A 22,409-nucleotide genomic window follows, 5' to 3' on the forward strand; every position below is an offset into this window, starting at 1 on the left:
AAAACAGGAATACATTGTTCAAATCTGCCACTTTCTGCCTGTGTGATATGCTATTCCTCACTTTTTGTTGGCTTTTTTCTGTCACGAAATAAATATTGATACGCGTCTTATAGACACGCAGGGAAATATAAGCCGGTACAGTATTCTTCCTTTATTCACGGCGCTGAGAAGCGTGCGTGGCGGCGGTCGTTCTGCTTTACAGTCATAAAATATAACCAGACGATATTTATTTCGCGTCGAGGGATCCGCTACGGTTGATAGCAGGCAATCCATGGGGAGAAGTGAGATGACAACCCGTACACCTGCGCCAGAAGCGCCCTGTAGTACCGATAGTAACGATACGCACAGTACCGATGCGTTGGCACGTCGCGTTATTGAATGGCGGCGTGAGCTTCATCAATTTCCTGAACTGTCTGAGCAGGAGCATCAGACCACCCAGCGCATTACCCGCTGGCTGGATCAACTGTCGATCTCCCCCTTACCCCTATCGTTGAAAACCGGCGTTGTCGCCGATATTGGCGCGTCCTCGGGGCCCGTGGTTGCGTTACGCGCAGATATCGATGCGTTACCGATCGTCGAAGACACCGATGTCCCTTTCCGCTCACAACATCCTGGCGTGATGCATGCGTGCGGACACGATTTTCATACTGCGGTGATGCTGGGCGCAGCGGGGCTGCTGAAAGCCCGCGAAGCGCAGTTGCCTGGCCGTGTGCGCCTGCTGTTTCAACCCGCGGAAGAGGTTTCCGTCGGTGCGCGACAACTGATTCACGCCGGCGCGCTACAGCCGGTCTCCGCCGTGTTTGGCTTACACAACGCGCCGGAGTTGCCAAGCGGCACATTCGCCACGCGCTCGGGGGCTTTTTACGCCAACGTCGACCGATTTTCCATTCGCATCACCGGTAAAGGGGCACATGCCGCCAAGCCGGAAGAAGGGATCGACAGCATCATTGCCGCCAGCCATATTGTCATCGCCCTGCAAACCCTTCCCAGCCGCCGGGTGAGTTCACTGGAATCGTTGGTGGTCAGCGTGACCCGTATCGAAGGCGGCAATACCTGGAACGTATTACCGCAAACGGTCGAACTGGAAGGAACGGTACGTACTTACAGCACGCAGGTGCGGGAGCAGGTGCCAGATATGATGCGTCAGGTTATCCACGGCACGGCTGCTGCACTGGGCGCACAGGCCGAACTGGTGTGGCACCCCGGCCCACCCTCTGTGGTCAATACGCCGTTTTGGGCCGATTTTAGCCGCCAGGTGGCTACGGAACACGGCTATCAGGTTGAAACCGCAGAACGGCAGATGGGGGGGGAAGATTTTGCGCTTTATTTGCAGGGCTGCCCCGGTACGTTTGTCAGTATCGGTTCTGGCAGCCCGTTTGGCCTGCATCATCCTGGCTTCAACCCTGATGAGTCGGCTATCTACCCTGCATCGCGCTATTTTGCCGCACTGGCAGAAGCCGCATTGCATCAGCTAGCACAAGAGCAACACGCGTCACCGACCAGCAAGGCAACCGCGTCAACCCAGTGATGGGATTTAGCAGATTATTCGCGCTCGGCTGGAGTAATCTGCTGCGCCAGGCGTTGAGCGCATAGCGCCAATTCCGTCACGGTGAACACCCATTGCTGCGTCATGGCGTTTTCAGTACGGTTAAGGCAGTCCTGCACAAACTCGCGGAAAAAACGCCGCTCGACGTTGCCCGCCGTCGCGATACGCTGCTCGCCCTCCTTATTCACCAGATAGAGAATGTTGCTTTCGCCGCGCGTGATATCGACATATTTACGCAGTTCAATATACCCTTCTGTGCCCAAAATGGTGAGACGCCCATCGCCCCAGGCGCTGAGCCCGTCCGGCGTAAACCAGTCACAGCGAAAATAGCCTGTGGCACCGTTTTCACCGCGCAGCATGGCATCGCCAAAATCCTCGAACTCAGGCGTGTGCGGATGATGATAATTGGCCACCTGACTGGCAACCACGCTCGCCGCCGTATTGCCGGTAAAATAGAGGAACTGCTCGATTTGATGGATACCGATGTCGCATAAAATGCCGCCGTAGCGCTGGCGCTGGTAAAACCAGTCAGAACGCGTACCGCGTTCGCGATGCGGCCCAACGCCGATGGTCTGGAGAACCCGCCCGATCGCGCCCTGACGCACCAATTCGCCCGCGTACAACACACTGTCCACCACCACATGCTCATTAAAATAAACGGCATATTTGCGCCCGGTTTGTGCCACAGCGGTTTTTACTGCTTCCAACTGTGCCAGCGTGGTCAACGGCGGTTTGTCGGTAAAATAGTCTTTACCTGCCGCCATGACGCGTAGACCGAGATCGGCGCGTTCATCAGGCACTGCCGCGCTAGCGACCAGGTGGATCGCCGGGTTTGTCAAAATCGCATCAACGCTGCTCGCCAGCGCCACATCAGGAAAACGCGCGGCAAAGCGTTCACGCTTAATCGGATCAGGATCGTACACCGCAACCAGCTCCGCGCCTGCGCCAATCAGATGGCTGCACATGTCATAGATATGGGAGTGCTCTAACTGCACTGCGGCAAAACGCAGTTTCTCGACGCTCATATTACCTCCGGTATGCTGTGCGGCGACTTCGGGAAGACAGCGTGAGCAAAAGCCTTTACACTGTGCGTTCCTCATCGGCTGTGATCTGAATCGCGTTTTAGTCAGACGCAGTGTAACCCATGCCCGTTCTGTGCACGGTAATACGTGCTGCATTATTCAATGAAATAGCCTGCTTATGACCAAAAAATGCCTGCTGATCGCCATCGTGTTATTGCTGCTTTATCTCAACCGTGATGCCCTGAACCCGTTTAAACCCGATTGCACGGCGATACCCGCTGGCACGCCGAAGCCCGACGCCTGCCAGGTGAAAGAAGTTGCGCCGGGATTTGAGATTTGACGCGTGTTACACCGGGATTCCCCACGGGTAAATACTGGTCGTTGGCTGGCTTATTCAGTTGGTTAGCACACTGCGGATCACAGCTGCGGCTTGTTGTGGCGGCAGTGCAAGAATGTGGCGATACAGCTGTAATGTAATGTCACAGGCCTTTTTGCGATCGACCTGTTTTGCCGCAGGATCGACAATCATCTGCAAATCATTGTTTTTTCCTCATCCACGTGAGAATGCTTGCCACGACCAGCGCAACCGCAGCCTAGAAGAACACATGCTGCCAATTCATTGAAACTCCTTGTAAGTTTTTTACGCTTTGGATAAGCTCAAAAGCAACTGTAAGTATCCCTGCAAAACTCGTCCATTCACTTTTATAGATACTGATTATGTCCTGTTGACGTGCTCGAACACTCTAGCTCGCTCACCATAACCAACTAAGTGAGGTAGGTAATTATGGTTGAACGCGACGCTAAGTCAGAACCATGCGCAACTGAAGCAAAAGAGCTACAACGGCATTATACCGTCGATTACGCCCCCAATGGCGGTAAAAAACCGCCCAGCCCGCAGGTTAAGCTCAGCAGCAAGTGGCTCGAAGATCTCGGTTTTAATACTGGACAGCCGGTTATTGTCACCGTTGAGCGCGGTAAACTGGTGATCGAGACTGAACTGCGGTTTTGACCGATAAGGGTAAAAATCCCGGCCTGTTTTAGGGGCCGGGATTTTTCATTTAAGGCTGATAAATAATTTCGTACTCATTTCCAAGTTCTTCACGAAGACGTCGAGCTAACTTATAGCCATCATCAATAAATAAATTTTCTTCGTTTTCACTTTTAAAGCCAGATGATGCTGGATCATCCATATTTAGAATGGCATCGTATCGCTTAGCCCATTTTTCAAGGCTATTTTTTAATTCTGAAGATATTAGCAATTCTTCAGGTGATATATCTCCATAATTTTCTGGGGATATATCCCATAATGGATGGCACTGATAATCAGCCATTAGTTTTATTTTCTTCATTTTACTGAGCCTCGTAAGTTAGCTCCCACTATATATCCATTATTTCCTACGGTAACAGCAATATTATATTTTTTACCGTTTATCATGGTTTCATAGATTGGCCGACCGGTTCCAGATCCTTGATAACCAACTATTTTACCACCAGCAGCAGCTTTCAATACTACATCAGGGATACGAGATTCTGGCACGCCTATTTGTGCAAACTGGCTACCATGTTCTTCCACAATATGCTGCAATCCTGATTTAGAATTACCTTTCTCAAGGAAGATGATTTTACCGCTACTATCCTTTGCAACGCCAACAACATTTTCATGTGTAAATTTAATGCCTTGGGCTGTCATTTCTTTAAGTAAAGATTTTGTCGTAAAGGTATTTTTTGCTACCAGAATAAGATCTTTACCCAGCATTCCCAAAGAAGCTACTACTGCCTGATTTTCAGGGGCCGAGATAAATATCACAAATTCCGTCCAGCCAGAGCTATTTACATCAATATTAGCCAGATCCTGACCGTTCCACTGCTGAACGTAAGCTTTAGCTTCCTCGTTGGTCATTACATCAGCACCGATGCGACTCAACCAGCTAGGACGCTCTGTCATATCATAGCCGCCCTGAGCAACTTCCTTATCCCATCCAACCGCCGTTAAAGGATCATTCTCCAGCCTTTCGTCAACAGTGGCGCTTTGACCATCGTTGATTTTCTTCCATTTATCAATTACTGCCTGACAGTCACCACCAGCTTTACGGCAATCTGATAGTTCTTTATCGAACATCAGTGCCTGTGTGGAATTAAGATAATTATTCTCAACCGCATTCCGGCCGGCCTGAGCACCGCTCGCGCCATCCGCCGTATTACCCGATGCCAATCCTGATGCCAACCCTGCCGCCAGCGTCGACAACGCGCTAAGAGATTGCTTTTCGCTTTCGGACAGATCCTTTACGTCTCTGCCATCGAACATCTTCTGACGAATAACCTCGGCGGCCAGTTCACCGCTCGCTGCACCTAGTGCACCGGCCCCCGCATCCTTGCCGGAAAGCTGTGCCACCACCGCACCGACTATCGCGTGGCCCATCAGGTTGGCGGCTCTTTGCTCAGTGGTGGGTTCGCCTTTGGCTGGCAGCGTGGCTTCTTTTACTAACTGCGCCAGATACGGCGCGGCACCACCGGCTATCGCCTGCTTGATATCGCCGCCCGCCAGCGCCTGTATCGCCGCCGTCGCGGCCTGCGCCGCCTGCTGATAGCTGCTGCCAACGCCGTATTGCTTCATCTCGTCTTTGTAGCTTTGCGTTTGCGTTAAAGCAGCCTTGTACGCAGCCCATTTCTTATCTATATCCTGATCGTTGGCATCATCTGCCGGGCGTGGGTACCCTACCTCACCGGACTCTTCTGCTTTTTTCAGCGCACGTTGCTCGCCTTCCGTGCGCACAATATCCATCACCTGACCGCCAATCTCCCCAATTAGCTGGGCCTGGCGCAAGCGTTGTTGCTCTTTCTCTTTGTTAAAGATCGGACTCAGGGCATTGTTGGCATGCTCCACGTCATGGCTCAGCGTGGTCACATCCTGCTGCTGATTCGCCGTATCACGGATCAGCAGGCTGCCCTCGCTGACAGCGGCGTAGGTGGTGCTTGATGCACTGCCGTTGCTGCCGAGCGACATCAGCGCCGAAGGCATTGTCATCGCCAGCGAAGAGAGCATATTGCCCTGCATCGACGGGCTCATACTGATACCCGCTCCCGAATGTTCTACCTTGAAGTCCGCCTTGTTGTCCAGCCCGCTCCAGCCCAGCGTGCCGGTTTCCAGTCCGCACTGGTGCGTGGTACTAAAAACCGGAGGGACTACAGTTACAGCGAGAAGGCCTTAACTTCAACACCGGGCAGCCCGTTATCGTTACCGCTGAGCGCAGCAAGCTGGTGATTGAGACTTAGCTGCGCTTCTGACGGTAAAAACAACGATCCCGGCCTTTTAGGGACCGGGATTTTCTAAGTCACGAAGTTCAATTACTAATGAATACAATCAACCATGTTATATACGCGAACCTTGATAGCCAAAGAAAAATCGCCCCAAAGGATAGATCTAATTTTGTTAAAAAAATCCTAATAAAAAAAACGTTTTTTCATCATTAATTAATCCTTGGTAAAAACACTTCCCATATAGTGCAAAGAAAAAGAATGACACCCCTCCAGCCAAGTTAGACATTAACAGAAAACTATTAAATTCTCTTCGACATTCAGCTATTGCTGCTGTTATATAACCAAGGACAAGAAAAATTAATGCACAGTTTGATAAAATGTTATGTTTGAAACACATAACATTAAAAAAAGTAAAGAATCCTTACCTACCTTAGACCCACCAAGGTTTTTATACACAAAAATAAAGAAACACACCCCCCATAATGATAAAAAAACATGATAAACGATGACAAATTAAGAATAATATCATTTGAAATCATAGCGGTATATTTCCTTAGTAGAATCACCGTTCAGATCTATTTTTTCAATATGAGAAACAGTTGAAGATCCTGTAAAACCAATACTTGGCCCAACAGAGAAAGAAAAACCAATACCATCTTTCCCAGCAGATTGAGATCGGCTTCGGTTTTAAGGCCTTTGGCCAGTTCAGCCGCAAGGGCTTTAAGTTTCTTTTAGTCCATAATTTGCCTGTCTCCGTTGTTGGAGTGAACATACCAAAAACAGACAATTACATAATTTTAATTACAGTCTCTTACTTTTTACTGACTTCACCAATGTACCAGTGCTCTGAATGATAAAGTTCACCCTCATCATTTTCACATACTCTTACTATTCCTAACTCAGAGAACCCTTTCGGTAATTCTAAACCCCACTCTCTGATTAAACTTCGATCATGCAATAAACTTAGCTGACCAAAAACATTAACCCCCGGCGATGTATGCATATCGAAATACTCTTCAGAAGTAAATAAACATAATTCACTTGAAAACATATCAGGTAAAACAATACTGCACGTAACTCTTATATCATTTTTGTTAACAGGCTTAGCTTGATGAATTTCATATGCTGCATTTATCAATTTTTGTGCACAATATGACTGAATGTCACGACTAGTCTGCTTCCCTTGAACCAGTGAAAAATGTACGGGGATTTTGACATTCCAGTAGCCATAAGAGTAGTCTTCAGAACTAATCTCCGGAAATTTAGATGCATACGACTCCGACCATCTCTTTAATGATCTTAATCTACGTGGAATTCCTCGCAATTTTTTATTACTTATTGCCAGCTGCCGCATTATATTTTCCTTCCCTTAGCTGCCTCAGTCTTAACATTATTAATAGTTCCATCAAGATTTAATACTGCCTTGAATTTACCTTTACTATCGAATACTTCAAGATGATTTTTATGTTGCCCATCCAGATAGAATTGATCACCCTTTTTGATCACATCTCCAATGTCACTATTTGCTTTATAAATGCTCTGACCTTGATATATTTGACTACTTTTTTGAGCACTATTTTTTATCTGAGAACCAAGCCCCGGTTGGGTAAGAAATTCTTTCATATTTCCCACAGCTCCTGCATTTGGAACATATGGCACTTTCTTACCCGGCAATATAATCCCGGCCAGCATCCCACCGGTAGCTTCCAGCGCAACCTGATTGCCTTCAGACGCCTTTTTAACCGTATCGGCAACTGCTGACCAGGTTTCACTCTGCATCAATGCGGTGATAGTGTCTGCTGCTGCCTGATTCTTCCCGGACAGATCGCTCAATGCCTGACTGCAGTAGCTGTCTCCGGCGGCACAGGATGCCAGCACCATTGCCGCATCTGCTACGTAATCCGCTCCGCCTAATGCAGCATCGCCAGTATCAGCAACTGCATTGATAATGCTGTTCGCGATAGCTGAGGTTGTGCCGTCGCCCAGCTTATCCCTGACTTGTTCTTTCCAGTACTCAGCACTTTGTTTAACGGATTCACGCGCTTTGTCACCACTGAGCGAGTTATTCTCAACCGCATTACGCCCGGCCTGCGCACCACTCGCGCCATCCGCCGTATTACCCGATGCCAATCCTGATGCCAACCCTGCCGCCAGCGTCGACAACGCGCTAAGAGATTGCTTTTCGCTTTCGGACAGATCCTTTACGTCTCTGCCATCGAACATCTTCTGACGAATAACCTCGGCGGCCAGTTCACCGCTCGCCGCTCCCAGTGCACCTGCCCCCGCATCCTTGCCGGAAAGCTGTGCCACCACCGCACCGACTATCGCGTGGCCCATCAGGTTGGCGGCTCTTTGCTCAGTGGTGGGTTCGCCTTTGGCCGGCAGCGTGGCTTCTTTCACCAACTGCGCCAGATACGGCGCGGCACCTCCGGCTATCGCCTGCTTGATATCGCCGCCCGCCAGCGCCTGTATCGCCGCCGTCGCGGCCTGCGCCGCCTGCTGATAGCTGCTGCCAACGCCGTATTGCTTCATCTCGTCTTTGTAGCTTTGCGTTTGCGTTAAAGCAGCCTTGTACGCAGCCCATTTCTTATCTATATCCTGATCGTTGGCATCATCTGCCGGGCGTGGGTACCCTACCTCACCGGACTCTTCTGCTTTTTTCAGCGCACGTTGCTCGCCTTCCGTGCGCACAATATCCATCACCTGACCGCCAATCTCCCCAATTAGCTGGGCCTGGCGCAGGCGTTGTTGCTCTTTCTCTTTGTTAAAGATCGGACTCAGGGCATTGTTGGCATGCTCCACGTCATGGCTCAGCGTGGTCACATCCTGCTGCTGATTCGCCGTATCACGGATCAGCAGGCTGCCCTCGCTGACAGCGGCGTAGGTGGTGCTTGATGCACTGCCGTTGCTGCCGAGCGACATCAGCGCCGAAGGCATTGTCATCGCCAGCGAAGAGAGCATATTGCCCTGCATCGACGGGCTCATACTGATACCCGCTCCCGAATGTTCTACCTTGAAGTCTGCCTTGTTGTCCAGCCCGCTCCAGCCCAGCGTGCCGGTTTCCAGTGCGTTTTTATCCGCACTGGCGGTGGAGCCAATCACCGCGGCATCCAGTTGGGTATGTGCACCCGTCTTGACGCTGTACCCCTCGCTGCCCGCAAACAGCCCGGTCTGCTGCTGCACGCTGTCAAAGTTGCTATGAATTTTGTCTTTGCTGAAACTCAGGTAGCCGCTGCCGGTCATGGAGCCGATGGAGAAACTGCCGCCTGCGGAAGCGCTGGTTTGCTTCGAGTCATAGCGCTCGCTGTCCTGCTGGCTTTGCAGCAGCAGATCGCGCTCGGTCACCAGTTCGATTCGTTCGCCACTCACCTGAGCACCGATGAGTTGTGTGTCGCGTCCGGCGTTCACTGTGGCTTTGTTGCCTGCATCCAGCGTGGTTTCAGACCAGGTATTGCCTTTGCCGGTTTCCCGCCCTTTCGAGACGTTGGCATTGGCGAAAATACTGATACCGAAACCGCTGTTGCCGACACCAATGCTGGCCCCGATGGCTCCACCGCTGCTCTTGTTGCTGCCTTCCATCGATTCCGTGTTGCGCGCGGAGAGCAGTTTGACGTCTTGCGCCGCGTTAAGGGCAATATCGCCCCCGGCTTTGACCTGACTGCCCGCGACCGTCACATCGCCGCTGCGCGCGGTGATCGCCACATCCTGTCCGGCATTGAGCGTGGTGCCAAAGCTTTGCTGCTGTTCACTGCTTTGGCTGGATTTCGAGGTTTGTGCGCCAAGGGAAATGCTGACGCCAACAAACGCGTTTTCCCCTTTGTTGTTAAGATCCGACTGGCTGCCCTGATAGGCCTGATAGCCCGATAATCCGGCCTTCATGCTTTGCAGCAACGCCAAACGGCTATCACTTTCCTGCGTAGCGGCCTGAATACTTTGCACTGCGCTGTTGAGCGCTGAGCCGACCACACCAGAAAGTGCGATGGTGATGCCACTGCTCTTCTGCACCGTCTCCTGCTGCTGTTTGCGCAGGTCATAGCCCGGTTGCAGGTTGACGTCGCTCCCTTCCAGTCGGATATCTTTTTTCGCCACAATATCCGTGCCTTCAATACGCACTTGCTGCCCGGCTTTGATATCGACCGATTCGGTGGTACTGCCGATAGTGCTGACGCTTTGACTTTGCGTCGCCGCCTGATCGCGCATTTTTTGGCTCATCGAGGTGGAGCCAATGGTGAATCCAATGCCGCCGCTGCCGATCAAGCCACTCTTTTTCTTCTGATATTCTTGATAATTGAGGTAGTTTTCCACGCTGGCAGCGGTGTTGACATCCTTCCCAGCCACAATCGCGACGTTTTTGTCCCCAGCGATGGCCGAGCCTTGCAGATTGACATCCTGACCGGCGGCAAGGGTTACGCTATCCCCGGACAGTAAGCTGGCTTTCTCGTTGGTTTGCTCGGTTTCTCGCAACGTGCGGGTGACCGTTTTCGAAAACGCTTTCTTTTTAACCTTGGTTTCTTCAAAGAAGGTGTGTTCGGTTTCCGTTGCTGAGACCAGATTGAGGTTTTTGCCTGCCTGCGCGGTCAATGCACCGCTGGCTGTGCCTTGTGCGGCTTGCAGATTGATATCATTACCGGCGCTGAGCGCCAGATTACCCGCCGCCGTGACCGTGGTGCTCTCTTGTTTTTCGGAACGCTGCCAGTCGGCATGGCGTTTCCAATTATTGGCGCTGTAGGTTTCCGTTTCCTCAGAAAGCAGGTTCAGATCCCGCCCGGCTGCCAGCGCTGCATTGCCTTTTGCGTTCAGGCTGGCAGCTTGTGCGGTGATGTCTTGCCCCGCTTTCAGGGAAAGCTCACCACCACTCAGTAACTGCGCGGCACTGATGCCCTGATTGGTGCGCTGCATCGCATTAACACCGCTGCGGCTGGCCGTTTCCGCCAGCGTCTGCTGCGCGCTGAGCAGGATATCCTGCCCGGCCGTCAAGGACAGGCCGCTGCCCGCCGTTACCCGGCTGGCATCAATCGTCAGGTCTTTGCCCGCCGTGGCGCTAAAGGCGTTGCCCGCCAGAATCTCGCTGCCCTGCACGGTAGTGCTGCGCGTTGACGCGGTGCTGCCACCGTATTGATCCAAGCGGTTGTTGGTGAGCGTCAGGGATTCCAATGCCAGGTTGTTGCCTGCGGCCAGCGTCATGTCTTGCGCCGCACTGAGCGTCGCCGCCGTGTTGCGGATGTCGTTGCCCGCGGACAAGTTCAGGCTGCCCGCCGCGCTGATGGTCGCTGTGTTTCCCAATCCGGTGTAGATCAAGGCACCGCTTCCGGCGGCGGTTTGCCACTGGCGCGTCACCGTGTCGTTGACGATGTCGCCATTTACGCTCACCAATTGCACCTGGTTGCCTTTGATTTGGCTGCTGGTGTTGGTGATATTGTTGAGAGCCACCAGATTCAGACCGCCATCGGAAGCGATGATGCCGCCCTGCTGGTTATCGATTTTATCGCCACTGGCGATGGCCAATAACTCCACCGCTTTCAGGGTGCCGCTGTTGGTCACGCTGCCGCCCACTTTGAGATCGAGAGTGTTGGCGACGATGGCGCTGCCCTGCACATTGGTTTTATCCGCCTGCGCCAGATACAGCTTGGGGGCCAGCACCGTTTGACCATTAACCTCGACGTTTTCCCACCACACGATACTGTGCGTCAGTTGCGCTACCTGCGCGTCGCTCAGGCTGACGCCCAGCGTCAGGTTCAGCGCCTGTTGGGCGCTGGCGGCATTATCCAGCAGATATTGCATCTGTTGCAGATCGGTGCCCATGCCGTTGAGATAGCGCGTGCCGCTCTGGCTCAGCACCGCATTGCTGATATAGCGGGTATCGAAGGCGGCATCGCCCAAAAAGCGGTAATCCCGTTCAGCATCCAGGTTCAGTTTGCCAAGCAGATATTCGGAGCCCAGCACCTTGTCGGCTTGTGTCCATTGGCTGGAGGTTTCAATCTGCGGTGCCGTCGTGGGTTTCTGTCCCAGCAGCGCATTGAGATCGTTAAACAGTTGGTTATCGACCTGCCCCAGTTGGTCCAGTTTGGGGTTGGTGTGGATCAGGTAGCGGCTGTCGCTGGCCGGATCGAGCACCATCAGGCCGTTGCCGCCGGTCGGCAGCGGATAGTCGACCGGCGCGTTGTTATTCAGGTTTTGCAGCCCGTTCTGAATTTCGGCCAGCAGTGCGTTAGGCGACAACGGTGCAGTGCCTGACACATTTTCCACCTGCGGCTTGAGCGGATCGAGGGTGACGCTGCCCGGCTGCGCTACCGCAATGGGCGTCTGCGTCGCGCTGGTTTGCGATGACACTGGCACGATATTCGGTTGGGCAAGGTTAATATCGGTGTGGGTCGCCACCGGTGCAGAACCCAGTGTCTCGGTAGCGCTAAGTGCGCCACCCGTCATCGGCTGAATCGCACCGCCGGTTTGCGCCGTTTGTGCCTGTTCCGGCCCTTGCAGCGTCAGGGTTTGCGAGGTGATACCCTGCTGCGGGGCATTGAGCTGGCTATTGCCGGTGGTCAGCGTGTCGGTATTCAGCGTGGTTTGGCTGACCGGTGTCAGTGACAACGTTTTTCCGGCTGCCGTCACCGTGGCATTCGAATCCGACAGTGTGGCAGAACTGCCGGGCGCGCTGCGCAGATCGATCAGCGTAGTGGTGGTTGAGGTGATTTTTCCTGACAGCGCTTTGGCGTTCTGTTGCTGCACGCCGGAAAGCGCCTGCGTGGAGGACAGCGTCGGCGCTATCAGCGTAGGGGTATAATTGCCGTTGCCCGCTTGCACCGTGGTATTGCTGATATCGTGCGTTACATTGGCGGAAATGGTGCCGCCTGCCTGGATTAGGGCGTTGTAGGATTGGCCGTTGGTGACTTCAAGGGTTGGGGTGCCTTGTAAGGTGAAGACAATGACATCTTCTTCTCTTCTAGGAAAATGATAAATATCATCATAGTAAGAATTATCAAATATATCTCGTTTCCACTGATTATAAGCCATGTCGGGTTCAGGGCCAGTGTATTTATAAACGGCAGACTCTTTTGACATGCCAGATTGATAAGAATGAGTATTTAATTCAGCAGCATCTATAAGTATATTTTCTTTAGCAAATACAACCGCTGCTAAATTATTAACCCCCCTAGAGGTAATCGATATATTTGACCCCGAGTTTATTTTTCCAACGCCGTGCGGAGATTCAACAGTAATTGATTTTTCAGAAATCAAGTATTCTTTTCTTGAGTAAGCATTATAAACCCCAGGCAACCACACTCTGTAATAGTAAGATTCAGGATCATCCTTATACATAACCGGGTCGATATCTATAACAGCCTGATAATAGCCTACCCCTCCCTCATTTATAAGTTGTTCAGGCGTATAAACCAACGTTGTCCCCGTCGGTTTAATCTCCTGAGACGACACATCCACTTCGGTCTCAGTGACCACAAACCCTTCCCGCTGATTGGTCAGGTCGCCGGTGACAATGGTGATATCGCCGTTTTGCGTTTCGATGGTGCCGGAGCTGTTGAGGACTGAGGTATTGGCGTTGCCCTGCGCGTCACGCTGAATCCACAGGTCTTTGCCTGCCAGGATGGTGCCGAGGCGGTTGGTGAGGCTATCCGTCAGCAACCGCATCGTGCCGCCAGCATACAGCAGGCTGGTGTTTTCCAGTGCGCCCCCGGCTTTTACCAGCAGATCGCCAGCGGTGCCGATAAAACCGTGATTAGTGGCGCTGGTATCACTTTCCAGTGTCAGGTTGCCACCGGTTTGAATGCTGCCCGCCTCTGCCTGTTGGAAAGTGTGCGCCGTAATGCGTGACTCTCCGGCACCGGACACAATCGAACCCTGATTGCTGAAATTACCGCTGCTGGTGAGCAGCACGGCGTCGCCTTGCAGCGTGCCGCGCTGATCGAAATCACCGTTAACCGTGACCGACAGGCGTTTGCCCGCTGCCATTTGCTGAGTAAACAACAAAGGTGCGGTAAAGGTGGCATCGAGATTGCCCAGCGCCAGCAGTTGACCCTGCTGGTTCAACTCAGCGGTGTCGAGCAGCAGATCCTGTGCGCTGAAGATTTTGCCGCCTTGCAGGTTGGTCAAACGCTGTGTATGCAGCGCCAGTTGGGTTAAACCGAGCAGCGTGCCCTGATTTTCCAATTGATCGGCAACGATCTCCAACTGCTGCGCCTGTAGCGTGCCCTGATTACGCCACTGAGGGATATGCAGGCTGAGTTTTCCTTGCGCCACCATCTGGCCCTGCTGCGTCAACTGCTGGCTCTGCACCACCAATTCTCGCCCTTGCAGATACCCCAGGTTGTTGAGCAGATTCGCGCTTAACGTGGCATTACCGCCGGACAGCACTTGGCCCGGAGTCTGGTTGGTGAGCGTAGTACGCCCGGCCAGCGTCACGTCATTGCTGCCCTGAATCAGCCCGGCGTTGCTGAGCGTTTCCCCGTGCAGATCGACAGTGGCCGCGTTGATCGTGCCCCGGTTGTCGATTGCCGCTGCGTCAGCGCGCAGCGTACCGTCACTGCTGATGACTGCGCCGGAGGCATTGCTCAGCGTGCCACCCAGTGTGAACTGGGCCGTCTGTTGCCCGCGCAGCTTGCCCTGATTGGTGACCGCTTGTGCAGTGAGCAGCAGTTGCTGCCCCTGAACCGTGCCCGCATTGTCTACCGCGTTGGCCGCTAACGTCAGCACACCGCCGCTCGCCACTTCACCGGTACCGTTGTTAACAAAATCCCCACTCAGGGAGATATCGGCCTGATTAACCCCGAGCAGTTGCGCCCGGTTTTCCGCCTGTTGTGCGGTTAAATGCAGTACGTCCGACTGCCACAGCCCCAGATTGCTAAAGCGTCCGGTGCTCAGCACACCGTCGCCACCGCTCAATAAACGGGCATTGCTCAGGTTATTGATTTGATCGCTGTAGCTGAGTTCGAAACCGCTCAGCCCGGTCAACAGCCCCGCGTTATCAAAGCGCGTGCCGGTGCCGTTGATGCTGCCTTGCGAGAACAGCTCTCCCTGATTGCGCAACAGCTCAACCTTCAGCGTCATGCCATTGAGCCCGGCCAGCAGCCCGCTGTTTTCCAGAGCGTCACCATCGATCTGTAGCGTGCCCGCTTGCCACAAGCCCGCATTATCAATCCGCTGTGCGGATACCGTGGCGCTGCCCTGACTCAGCAGTTGCCCGTTCTGTAACCCGCGATAGTGGCTCAACCCGCTCAACGAGAGGGATTGCGTTCCCTGAATGCGCGCGGCGTTATCCAACGTCGCAGCCTGTAATTGCAGCGTATTGCCCTGCATCAGCCCCAGGTTATTGATGCTGCCACTGCGCACGACCTCATCGCCGTGGCTGAGCAGTTCACCGCCTGCGCGGTTGGTCAGCGTGCCCGTATTGGTCACGTCTACCCGTTCCACGCCTAACAGGCGCCCACCGTTATCCAGCGTGTCGCTGGTGACCGTCAGGCGCTGTGCCGCAATCTCGCCATCCAGTGTGAGTTGTTTGGCATTGATAGCGCCTTGCCCATCGCTCAGCAGTGCCGAGAGCGCACTGGCCCAGTAGCCGGTGGCCGCATCAAGCTGAAACTGCTGTTTACCCAACAGCGTTCCCTGATTGCGCACCTCATCCGCGGTGAGCAGTAATGTATTGCCCTGCAAGAAACCCTGGTTATCGATGCGCTGTGCGTTTGCATTCAGCGTCGTGCCAGCGAGCATCTGGCCGTTAGTACCCATGGTGAGCGTATCGGTCAGCGTCAGGGTGATACCCTGTGCGCCCACCAATGCACCTTGCTGATCGAAGGTGCTACCTGTGAGCGTGATATCTTGTCCCTGCCAATGGCCCTGATTGCTCAGATGTTCACCGGACAACGCCAGCGTTCCACCGGTGACAAGCCGTCCCGCGCCCTGATAATTACCGCTCAGGGTTAATGCGCCGTCAGCGATAATATCGCGGGCATTGATTAGGGTATCGCCCGTCAGCGTCGCCTTGCCGAGCGTGGAGAGTGTGCCGCTGTTTTCAATGGCGCTAGCGCTTATCCGGCTGTCGCCGCCGCTCACCAACGTGCCCTGATTCAACAATTTACTGGGAGACGTCGTCGCATTGAGCACCACTGAAATACCGTGGTCGCCTTGAATGCGCCCGGTATTGATCAACTGGTTGCCTTGCAGCACAAGCGCGTTTGCTTGCCATTCGCCCTGATTCACTGCTCGTGCAGCGTTGAACGTCGCCAGCCCGGCAGAAAGCAGTTTGCCGTTCTGCCGGTTGGTCAAACTGTCGCCGATACTGAGCGTCAGCGCATCCAGCCCTAGCACCTTACCCTTATTATCAAAGACCTCGGCATTAACACCTACCTGACGCCCTTCCAGTGATCCCGCCTGTTGCACGTTATTGGCGGTCACCTGTACTGTGCCGCTGCCGCCAATCTGGCTGCGGTTATCCAACTGATCAATCAGCGTCAGTTGCAGGTCGTCAACGCCGAGCAGTTGGCCCTGATTGAGGGCAGAAAGTGCGGCGATCGCCAAGCGCTGGCCGCTGATGTTACCGCTGTTTTCCAGCGTCTGGTTCAGGCGCAGTGAAGCGGTGTCATACCCGGTCAGTTGCCCAAGGTTAGTCAGCGTATCGGCAATCAGCGTCAGGGCCTTGCTTTGCAGCGCGCCCGCGTTGGTTAAGGCATTATTCAGCGTGACAGTCAGCACCTTAACGCCGGTTATCGTGCCACGGTTTTCCGCCTGCTGTGCGGTGGCGGTCAGGTGGTTGCTGTTCAGCGTGCCGCGGTTGTCAAGACGCTGCGCAAGCGTGAGATCCAGACTGTCGACACCAGTGATGTCGCCCTGATTATCGAGCGAGCCCGCTCCGAGCGTTAATGCTGAGCCATATAGCATACCGTTGCCGGTGTTATGCAGCGCACCGCTAGCGAGCAGAGTAAATGCATCAATGCCGTTGATTTGGCCGTCGTTTTCGATGTTTTCGGCATTCAGCGTCAGCAGATAGCTGTTGATGGTTCCTGCGTTGTTAAGCCCGGCATCGAGCAGCAGGTGCATCGCTTTCACGCCAGTGAGTGCCCCCTGATTGGTGACATGATCTGCATAAAGGGTCACGTCATCGCCCAGCAGACTGCCGCTGTTGGTGAGAGTCAGGCCGCGCACATCGAGGTTTTTTCCCTGCCAGACACCGGCGTTTTCCAGTGAGTCGCCGCGAAAAGTCAGTTGACCATCGGTGGTCAGATTGCCCGTGCCACGGTAGTTGCCTTGCAGCGTTACGCCTTCGCTGGCAACGATGTTACCGCTGTTGAGCAGGCTATTGGCCGTCAACCCACTCTGACCTTGGCTGGAGATCACGCCGCTGTTGTCGATCAGCGCGGCGGCCAGTTGGCTGGAGCCACCAGAAATCAGGCGGCCTTGATTATGCAATGTGCTGTGCGGATCGGCACCGAGATCCATCGTTAGCGCGCTGTTACCCTGAATGCGTCCGCTATTGGTGACGCGCGCGGCGCTGAGCAGCAGGTGATCGGCTTGCCATTCCCCCAGATTGGTGACGTCAGCGGCATGCAGCGTCGCCACGCCCTGCGACAGCAGTTTGCCGGTTTGATGATTGTTCAGCCCACCTTGCACATCCAGCGTTAACGCAGAGAGTCCGAGGATCTGCCCCGCGTTATCCATCTGCTGCGCATCCATGTGCAAGCGCTCTGCCTGCACCGTGCCCTGGTTATCCAAACGCGCGGCCTGAATGACGCTATCGCCCTGCGACAGCCATTTACCGCTGTTTTTCGCCTCAGCCACAATCGCCAGCGTCAGTGCATCAACGCCGAGCAGCGTACCGCTATTATCCAGCGTATCCGCCTGGAGGGTCAGCGTTTGTGCTTCCAGCGTGGCAGCTTGCTGCACCTGCCCAGCATCGACGCGCAGCGCGCCCTGTCCGCTGATCAAACCGCGATTATTCAGCTGCGATTGCAGGTGCAGATAACCGTTTTGGGTGGCAACAATATTGCCGTCGTTAGCCAATGCGCTTGCATCAAGCGTCAGCTGACGGCCAGCCAGCGTACCGCTATTGTAAACATCCCCGAGCACGTGCAATTCCAGCGCGGTTGCGCCGGTAACCTTGCCGTCGTTGAGCAGATTGAGCGCATCAACACCGAGCCGTTGACTGTAAAGCGTGCCGCTATTTTCAAGATCCTGCGCGACGGCCAGCGCCAACTGCGCCTTACCCGATACATCACCGCTATTGGCAATGCGTTCAGCGACAATAGCAACATTTTCACCGCTGATGGCACCGTCATTATCCAGTACGGAGCTCAGTTCAGCGTTCAGGGTGGTCAATGCCGTAATATCACCGTGGTTTCGCAGCGAATGCGCGCCAATGTGCATTGCGTCACTGAGCAGCGTACCGCTGTTTTCTATCTGTTGTCCGTTCAGGTGCAGTTCCCCGCCGGATAGCAACGTGCCCTGATTGGTTAAGGCTGGCTGCGCGGTTTGCGCGCCAAGCGCGGCGATACGCCCGGTGAGCGGTGCCGGTGTTACAACCGTTTCAATGCTTAACAGCGCATCGCCCTGCATGCGCCCCTGATTATCAAACCGGTTGGCCTGCACCATCAACTGCGACGCCTGCCATTCACCGAGGTTGACCACATTTGCTGCATTGATGCTGGCAATGCCCTGGCTAAACAGTTTGCCGGAGGCGCTGTTATCAAGGCGCTCCGCTAAGGTCAGCGTCAACGCATCACCCCCCAGCATGCTGCCACTGTTGGTCAAGCGCGCCGCATTGACATCAATACGTTTTGCCTGCCACTGCCCGGTATTCTCCAGTGCCGTGGTTTGAATGCTGGCATCACCCTGACTGAGCAAATAGCCACTGTTGAAGATAGCGTCGGCGACATGCAGGGTTAACGCCTCTACACCCAGCAATTTGCCGCGGTTGTCCAGCGAGGCGGCATTCAGCGTCAAACGCTGCCCTTCCAGCGTACCCCACTGCTGGAGGCGCTCCGCTGTTACCTCCACCGCTCCCTGCGCCGTGATAACGCCGCTGTTGTCGAGGCTGTCGACCAGATGCAGTTCCATTGCGTGCTGGCTGGCAAGTGAACCGCTGTTGGTGAGCGTGGTTGCACGCAGCGTCATATCGCCCGCATTGACGTTGCCACGGTTATCCATGTTGCCCAACGTCAGCGCGAGCGTTTGGTCTGCGTCAATCTGACCGTTATTGAACAGTTCGGTCAGCGACAGCGCTACCACGTGGGCGCGTAACGTGCCGTTGTGGGTAAATCGGGTGGCGTTCACCGTCAGGTTATCCGCCTGCCACTCACCGTTTTGGCTTAACCGCTCGCCCTGAAGCGCCAACTGCGCCGCCGTGCTGAGCGAGCCGTTGCCTTGGTAGTTACCGTGCAGCGTCAGATTGTCACTGGAGGTAATACTGCCGTCATTTTGCAGCGACAAGGCGTCAAACAGCGCCGCACCACGGCTGGAGATGGCCCCCTGATTGTCCACACTGGCCGCGCGCAAAGTGCTGTTGCCACCGGCGCTGAACGTTCCGGCATTGCCCATTGCACCGTCCAGCGTGAGCGTCAACGCATCCGCGCTCTGAATGGCTCCGGCGTTGGTCAGCGAATGTGCTGTCAGCGTGATGTTTTCTGCCTGCCACTCACCCAGATTAGTTATCTGCTCGGCATGCAGCAGCGCGCTGCCGCGCGATTGCAATTTCCCGGTCGCGAGGTTATCCAGCGCCGCAGTGGCGCTCAGCGTGAGCGCATTGGTGCCCAGCAGTGTGCCCGCGTTGCGCAGCGTTTGCGCCGTTAGCGCCAACGCATTGCCCTGCCATTGTCCGTCATTGCTGAGCTGCCGCGCACTGGCGGTGATCGTCCCTTGGCTGAGCACCTCGCCGCCGTTGCTTAATCGCTCATCGACGGCGAGAGTGAGTGCCTCGGTGCCCATCAGCACGCCCTGATTATCCAGGTTGCCGCTCAGTGTAATCGACAGACGGTTTGCCCCCGCCATCTGCCCACGGTTGGTCAAGGCGGTTCCCGCCGCGCTTAACGTTAACCCTTGCAGGTCGCCGTCATTGATCAGCGTAGGTGCGAACAGATCGAGGGCGTTGGCCGCGAGAATCGAACCGCTGTTGCTTATGCGTTCACTGGCCGAGATACCCAGCGAGCCCAACGATTGGAGCCGCCCCTGATTGATAAGGGTGTCACCTTGCCACTCGAGCGCAGCGGATTGCCAACTGCCGCTGTTGACCAGCGAAGCGCCCGACAGCACACCGTTGCCGCCCAGCACCATTTGTCCTTGGTTGCGCCAATCCGTCACCTGAATATCGCCGTCGCCACGAATACCGACGCTGCCTTGTTGCAGCCAGCGCTGCGCTTTCATCGCAAACTGTTGTGCCTGAATGTCGCCCTGCGTGTCCGCCGTCGCGGCATCAAGCACCAGTTGCCCGCCCGCCAACAGCGTGCCCGCGTCGGTTTGCGTTAATGCTTCCGCCACCGCGATGTCAGCATCCCGGGTCGCTTGCACGTTGCCCTGATTGCGCAGGCTGTCCGCCTTCAGGTGGAGATCCGCCGCGCTCAGCGTGCCCTGATTATCGAGGTGTCCGGCCTGTACCCGTAAGTCGTGCCCGGACTGCACCATCCCGCGATTGGTCAGCGTGCTCCCCAGCGCCAACGTCATTTTCTCGCCCGCGCTCAGCGTACCGCTGTTATTCAGCGTGCCGCCCTGTAAGGCAATCAGCCGTTGGGCATTGAGAACCCCCGCGTTATCAAGCGTCTCGGCCTGCACCTCAAGCTGCTGTTCGGCAATCACATCGCCCTGATTTTGCAGCGACTGGACGTCAAGCGTGATGTTTTCCGCCTGCACCTTACCCTGATTGAGCATGCTGAGTGACGTCAGCGAGAGCGCATCACCGGCCAGCAGGTGGCCCTGATTATCCAATACGTCCTGAAGCTCCAACGCCAGCGCCCGGCTGGCGCTGAGCGTGCCCGCATTGTTCAACGCGTTGCCCTGAAGCTGAAACGTCTGGCCTGCGGCCAGCGAGCCGCGGTTATTCAGGGTTGCACCCTGCCAGGTAAGGTCGCCACGCGCGGCGATATCCCCGAGGTTGGTCAAGGCATCCAGTTGTAGCGTGATAGTGTCGGCAGCGAGCGTACCGCGCTGGGTCAGCGCACCGCCTTCCACCCGCAGCGCATTGCCCGCCGTCATCGCGCCGGACCATTGACCTTGCTGTGACAGACCGAAGTTTGCCCCGTTTTTCGCCTGCCACTTGGCACTGGATTCCCCCTTCAGCGTGTGCGCCTCCAGGTGAATATCCTGCGCGTCCGCCTCCCCGGCCAACGTTAGCGCGCGGCCTTGTAATGTCAGTTGTCGACCGGCCTTGATGCCGCTTTTCGCATCCTGCGTGAGCGCATTTGTTGCCTGCGCCACTACATTGCCAGCGGCGAGTTGGGTTGATAAAAGGGTGACATTGTCACCTTTTAATCTGAGATTCTGCTCATCGCCGACCGTGCCCTGAGCGTTCACACCGGCACTGAGCGTGCTGTTGCTGGCCTGCAACCTACCGCCAGCCTGCGCGTCAATCTGCTTTCCGGCACGCAGCGTGGCATCCTTTATGTTGATATTCTGTTGCGCACTCAGGGTGAGCGCACCGCCAGCCTGCTGCTTGCCTTGCAGTGCCAACGTATCACCCGTCGCGCTCAGGTTGCCCTGCGCTACCGCATCGCCGACGCGCAACGTTCCGTTCGCCGAGAGCGTAATATCACCGCTGCGCGCACTGATATTGCCCAGATTGACGCCTACGCCCTTATCATTGGAAATCAGTACGATACGGTTGCTGTACATGCCGCCCAGCGCGCCACTGTCCAGCGCCACTTTTACGCCATCCTGCGGAGCCGTTTGTGCCGTTATCGAACCGTCCGCGTTGACCTGATTCGCGCCTAACACCAGACGTACATCGTTGCCGTTCAGTCCGGCATCAATTTGCGCGGTACGGGCAATCAGGCCCAGGTAATCGCTCTTGCTGGCGTCCAGCCCTTGCCCGCTTAGCGTGATATCGCCGCGCTGCACGTTGATGCTGTGTAAGTTCCCCTGAGCATCCAACTGCGGCGTGCCCGTGGTTAAGGTGACGTTAGGCGTGTTAATAAACCCGCAGCCATCGCAGGTGATGCCGTTAGGGTTGGCAACAATCACGCTGGCCTGTTTGCCACCCACCTCCAGGTATCCCGCCAATTGACTGCGCTGCGTTGATACCACTTCGTTAATGATGGCGTCGGCGGCTTTGCCTTTAAGGTTGGGGTTATTCTGAATCAGGCCGCCGAGTTGGGTTGCAGTAAGCTGATCGGTGCCGTTGTTGAGGATCAGCCCTTTTTTATCCACGTTGAAGTCGTGGTATTGATTATGAGAAACACCTGCCGCATTGGGTGTGGCGATATTGATGATCGGCACACCGTTACCCGCTTTATCAACCGCGGTGTTACCGGTCGCTACATTGACGCCCGCCGCGAAAGTCGGTAACAACGGTTGCCAGGCAATCAACCCCATAAGGAGATAAGCCATGTAGCGCTGCGCAGTGTTAATCGTTCTCATCCCTGACCTCTTGTAGG

10 protein-coding genes are annotated in these 22,409 nt (G+C 54.9%); 3 read left to right on the forward strand and 7 right to left on the reverse strand.

Going from position 1 to position 22,409, the window contains the following annotated elements; genetic code table 11:
* Positions 1-286: 286 nt before the first annotated feature.
* Positions 287-1,528 (forward strand): amidohydrolase, encoded by a 1,242-nt coding sequence (locus J5069_RS05035; protein ID WP_264642820.1) that lies wholly within the window; start codon positions 287-289, stop codon positions 1,526-1,528.
* A gap of 14 nt (positions 1,529-1,542) precedes the next feature.
* Here J5069_RS05035 and J5069_RS05040 read toward each other — a convergent pair whose 3' ends face one another.
* Positions 1,543-2,571, reverse strand: a complete 1,029-nt coding sequence (locus tag J5069_RS05040) for a Gfo/Idh/MocA family protein (RefSeq protein ID WP_264642821.1) — start codon at positions 2,569-2,571, stop codon at positions 1,543-1,545.
* Positions 2,572-2,746: 175 nt separating this feature from the next.
* Between J5069_RS05040 and J5069_RS05045 the strand changes: the two genes are divergently transcribed.
* Positions 2,747-2,908 carry a hypothetical protein gene (locus J5069_RS05045; protein WP_264642822.1) on the forward strand — a complete coding sequence of 54 codons (162 nt, stop codon included), beginning with the start codon at positions 2,747-2,749 and terminating at the stop codon, positions 2,906-2,908.
* 54 nt (positions 2,909-2,962) lie between these two features.
* Here J5069_RS05045 and J5069_RS05050 read toward each other — a convergent pair whose 3' ends face one another.
* A complete protein-coding gene (locus J5069_RS05050; protein WP_264642823.1) occupies positions 2,963-3,097 on the reverse strand; it encodes a hypothetical protein in 135 nt (44 codons plus the stop codon).
* 255 nt (positions 3,098-3,352) lie between these two features.
* On the opposite strand from J5069_RS05050, the gene J5069_RS05055 reads away from it, so the two are divergent.
* A complete protein-coding gene (locus J5069_RS05055) occupies positions 3,353-3,577 on the forward strand; it encodes a type I toxin-antitoxin system SymE family toxin (protein ID WP_264642824.1) in 225 nt (74 codons plus the stop codon).
* Between the two features lie 49 nt (positions 3,578-3,626).
* Here the strand turns inward: J5069_RS05055 and J5069_RS05060 are convergent, their stop codons facing one another.
* The 5 genes from J5069_RS05060 to J5069_RS05075 form a co-directional block, all read right to left on the reverse strand.
* Entirely contained in the window at positions 3,627-3,917 is a 291-nt protein-coding gene (locus tag J5069_RS05060; RefSeq protein WP_264642826.1) for a hypothetical protein, read from the reverse strand.
* Positions 3,914-5,635, reverse strand: a complete 1,722-nt coding sequence (locus J5069_RS24200; RefSeq protein ID WP_319801656.1) for a VENN motif pre-toxin domain-containing protein — start codon at positions 5,633-5,635, stop codon at positions 3,914-3,916. Before J5069_RS24200 ends, J5069_RS05060 begins: the two co-directional genes overlap by 4 nt.
* A 716-nt stretch (positions 5,636-6,351) precedes the next feature.
* On the reverse strand, positions 6,352-6,477 hold the full coding sequence (locus J5069_RS24260) for a polymorphic toxin type 25 domain-containing protein (protein ID WP_413542216.1): 126 nt from the start codon (positions 6,475-6,477) through the stop codon (positions 6,352-6,354).
* 160 nt (positions 6,478-6,637) lie between these two features.
* The gene (locus J5069_RS05070; RefSeq protein WP_264642827.1) at positions 6,638-7,180 is read right to left on the reverse strand and encodes a DUF3916 domain-containing protein; all 543 of its coding nucleotides are present in this window, start codon (positions 7,178-7,180) and stop codon (positions 6,638-6,640) included.
* Entirely contained in the window at positions 7,180-22,392 is a 15,213-nt protein-coding gene (locus tag J5069_RS05075; RefSeq protein ID WP_264642828.1) for a hemagglutinin repeat-containing protein, read from the reverse strand. The genes J5069_RS05070 and J5069_RS05075 overlap by 1 nt, the downstream gene beginning before the upstream one ends.
* Positions 22,393-22,409 lie beyond the last annotated feature (17 nt).

The sequence above is a fragment of the Candidatus Symbiopectobacterium sp. NZEC127 genome, from assembly GCF_025962675.1.
Lineage (GTDB): Bacteria > Pseudomonadota > Gammaproteobacteria > Enterobacterales > Enterobacteriaceae > Symbiopectobacterium.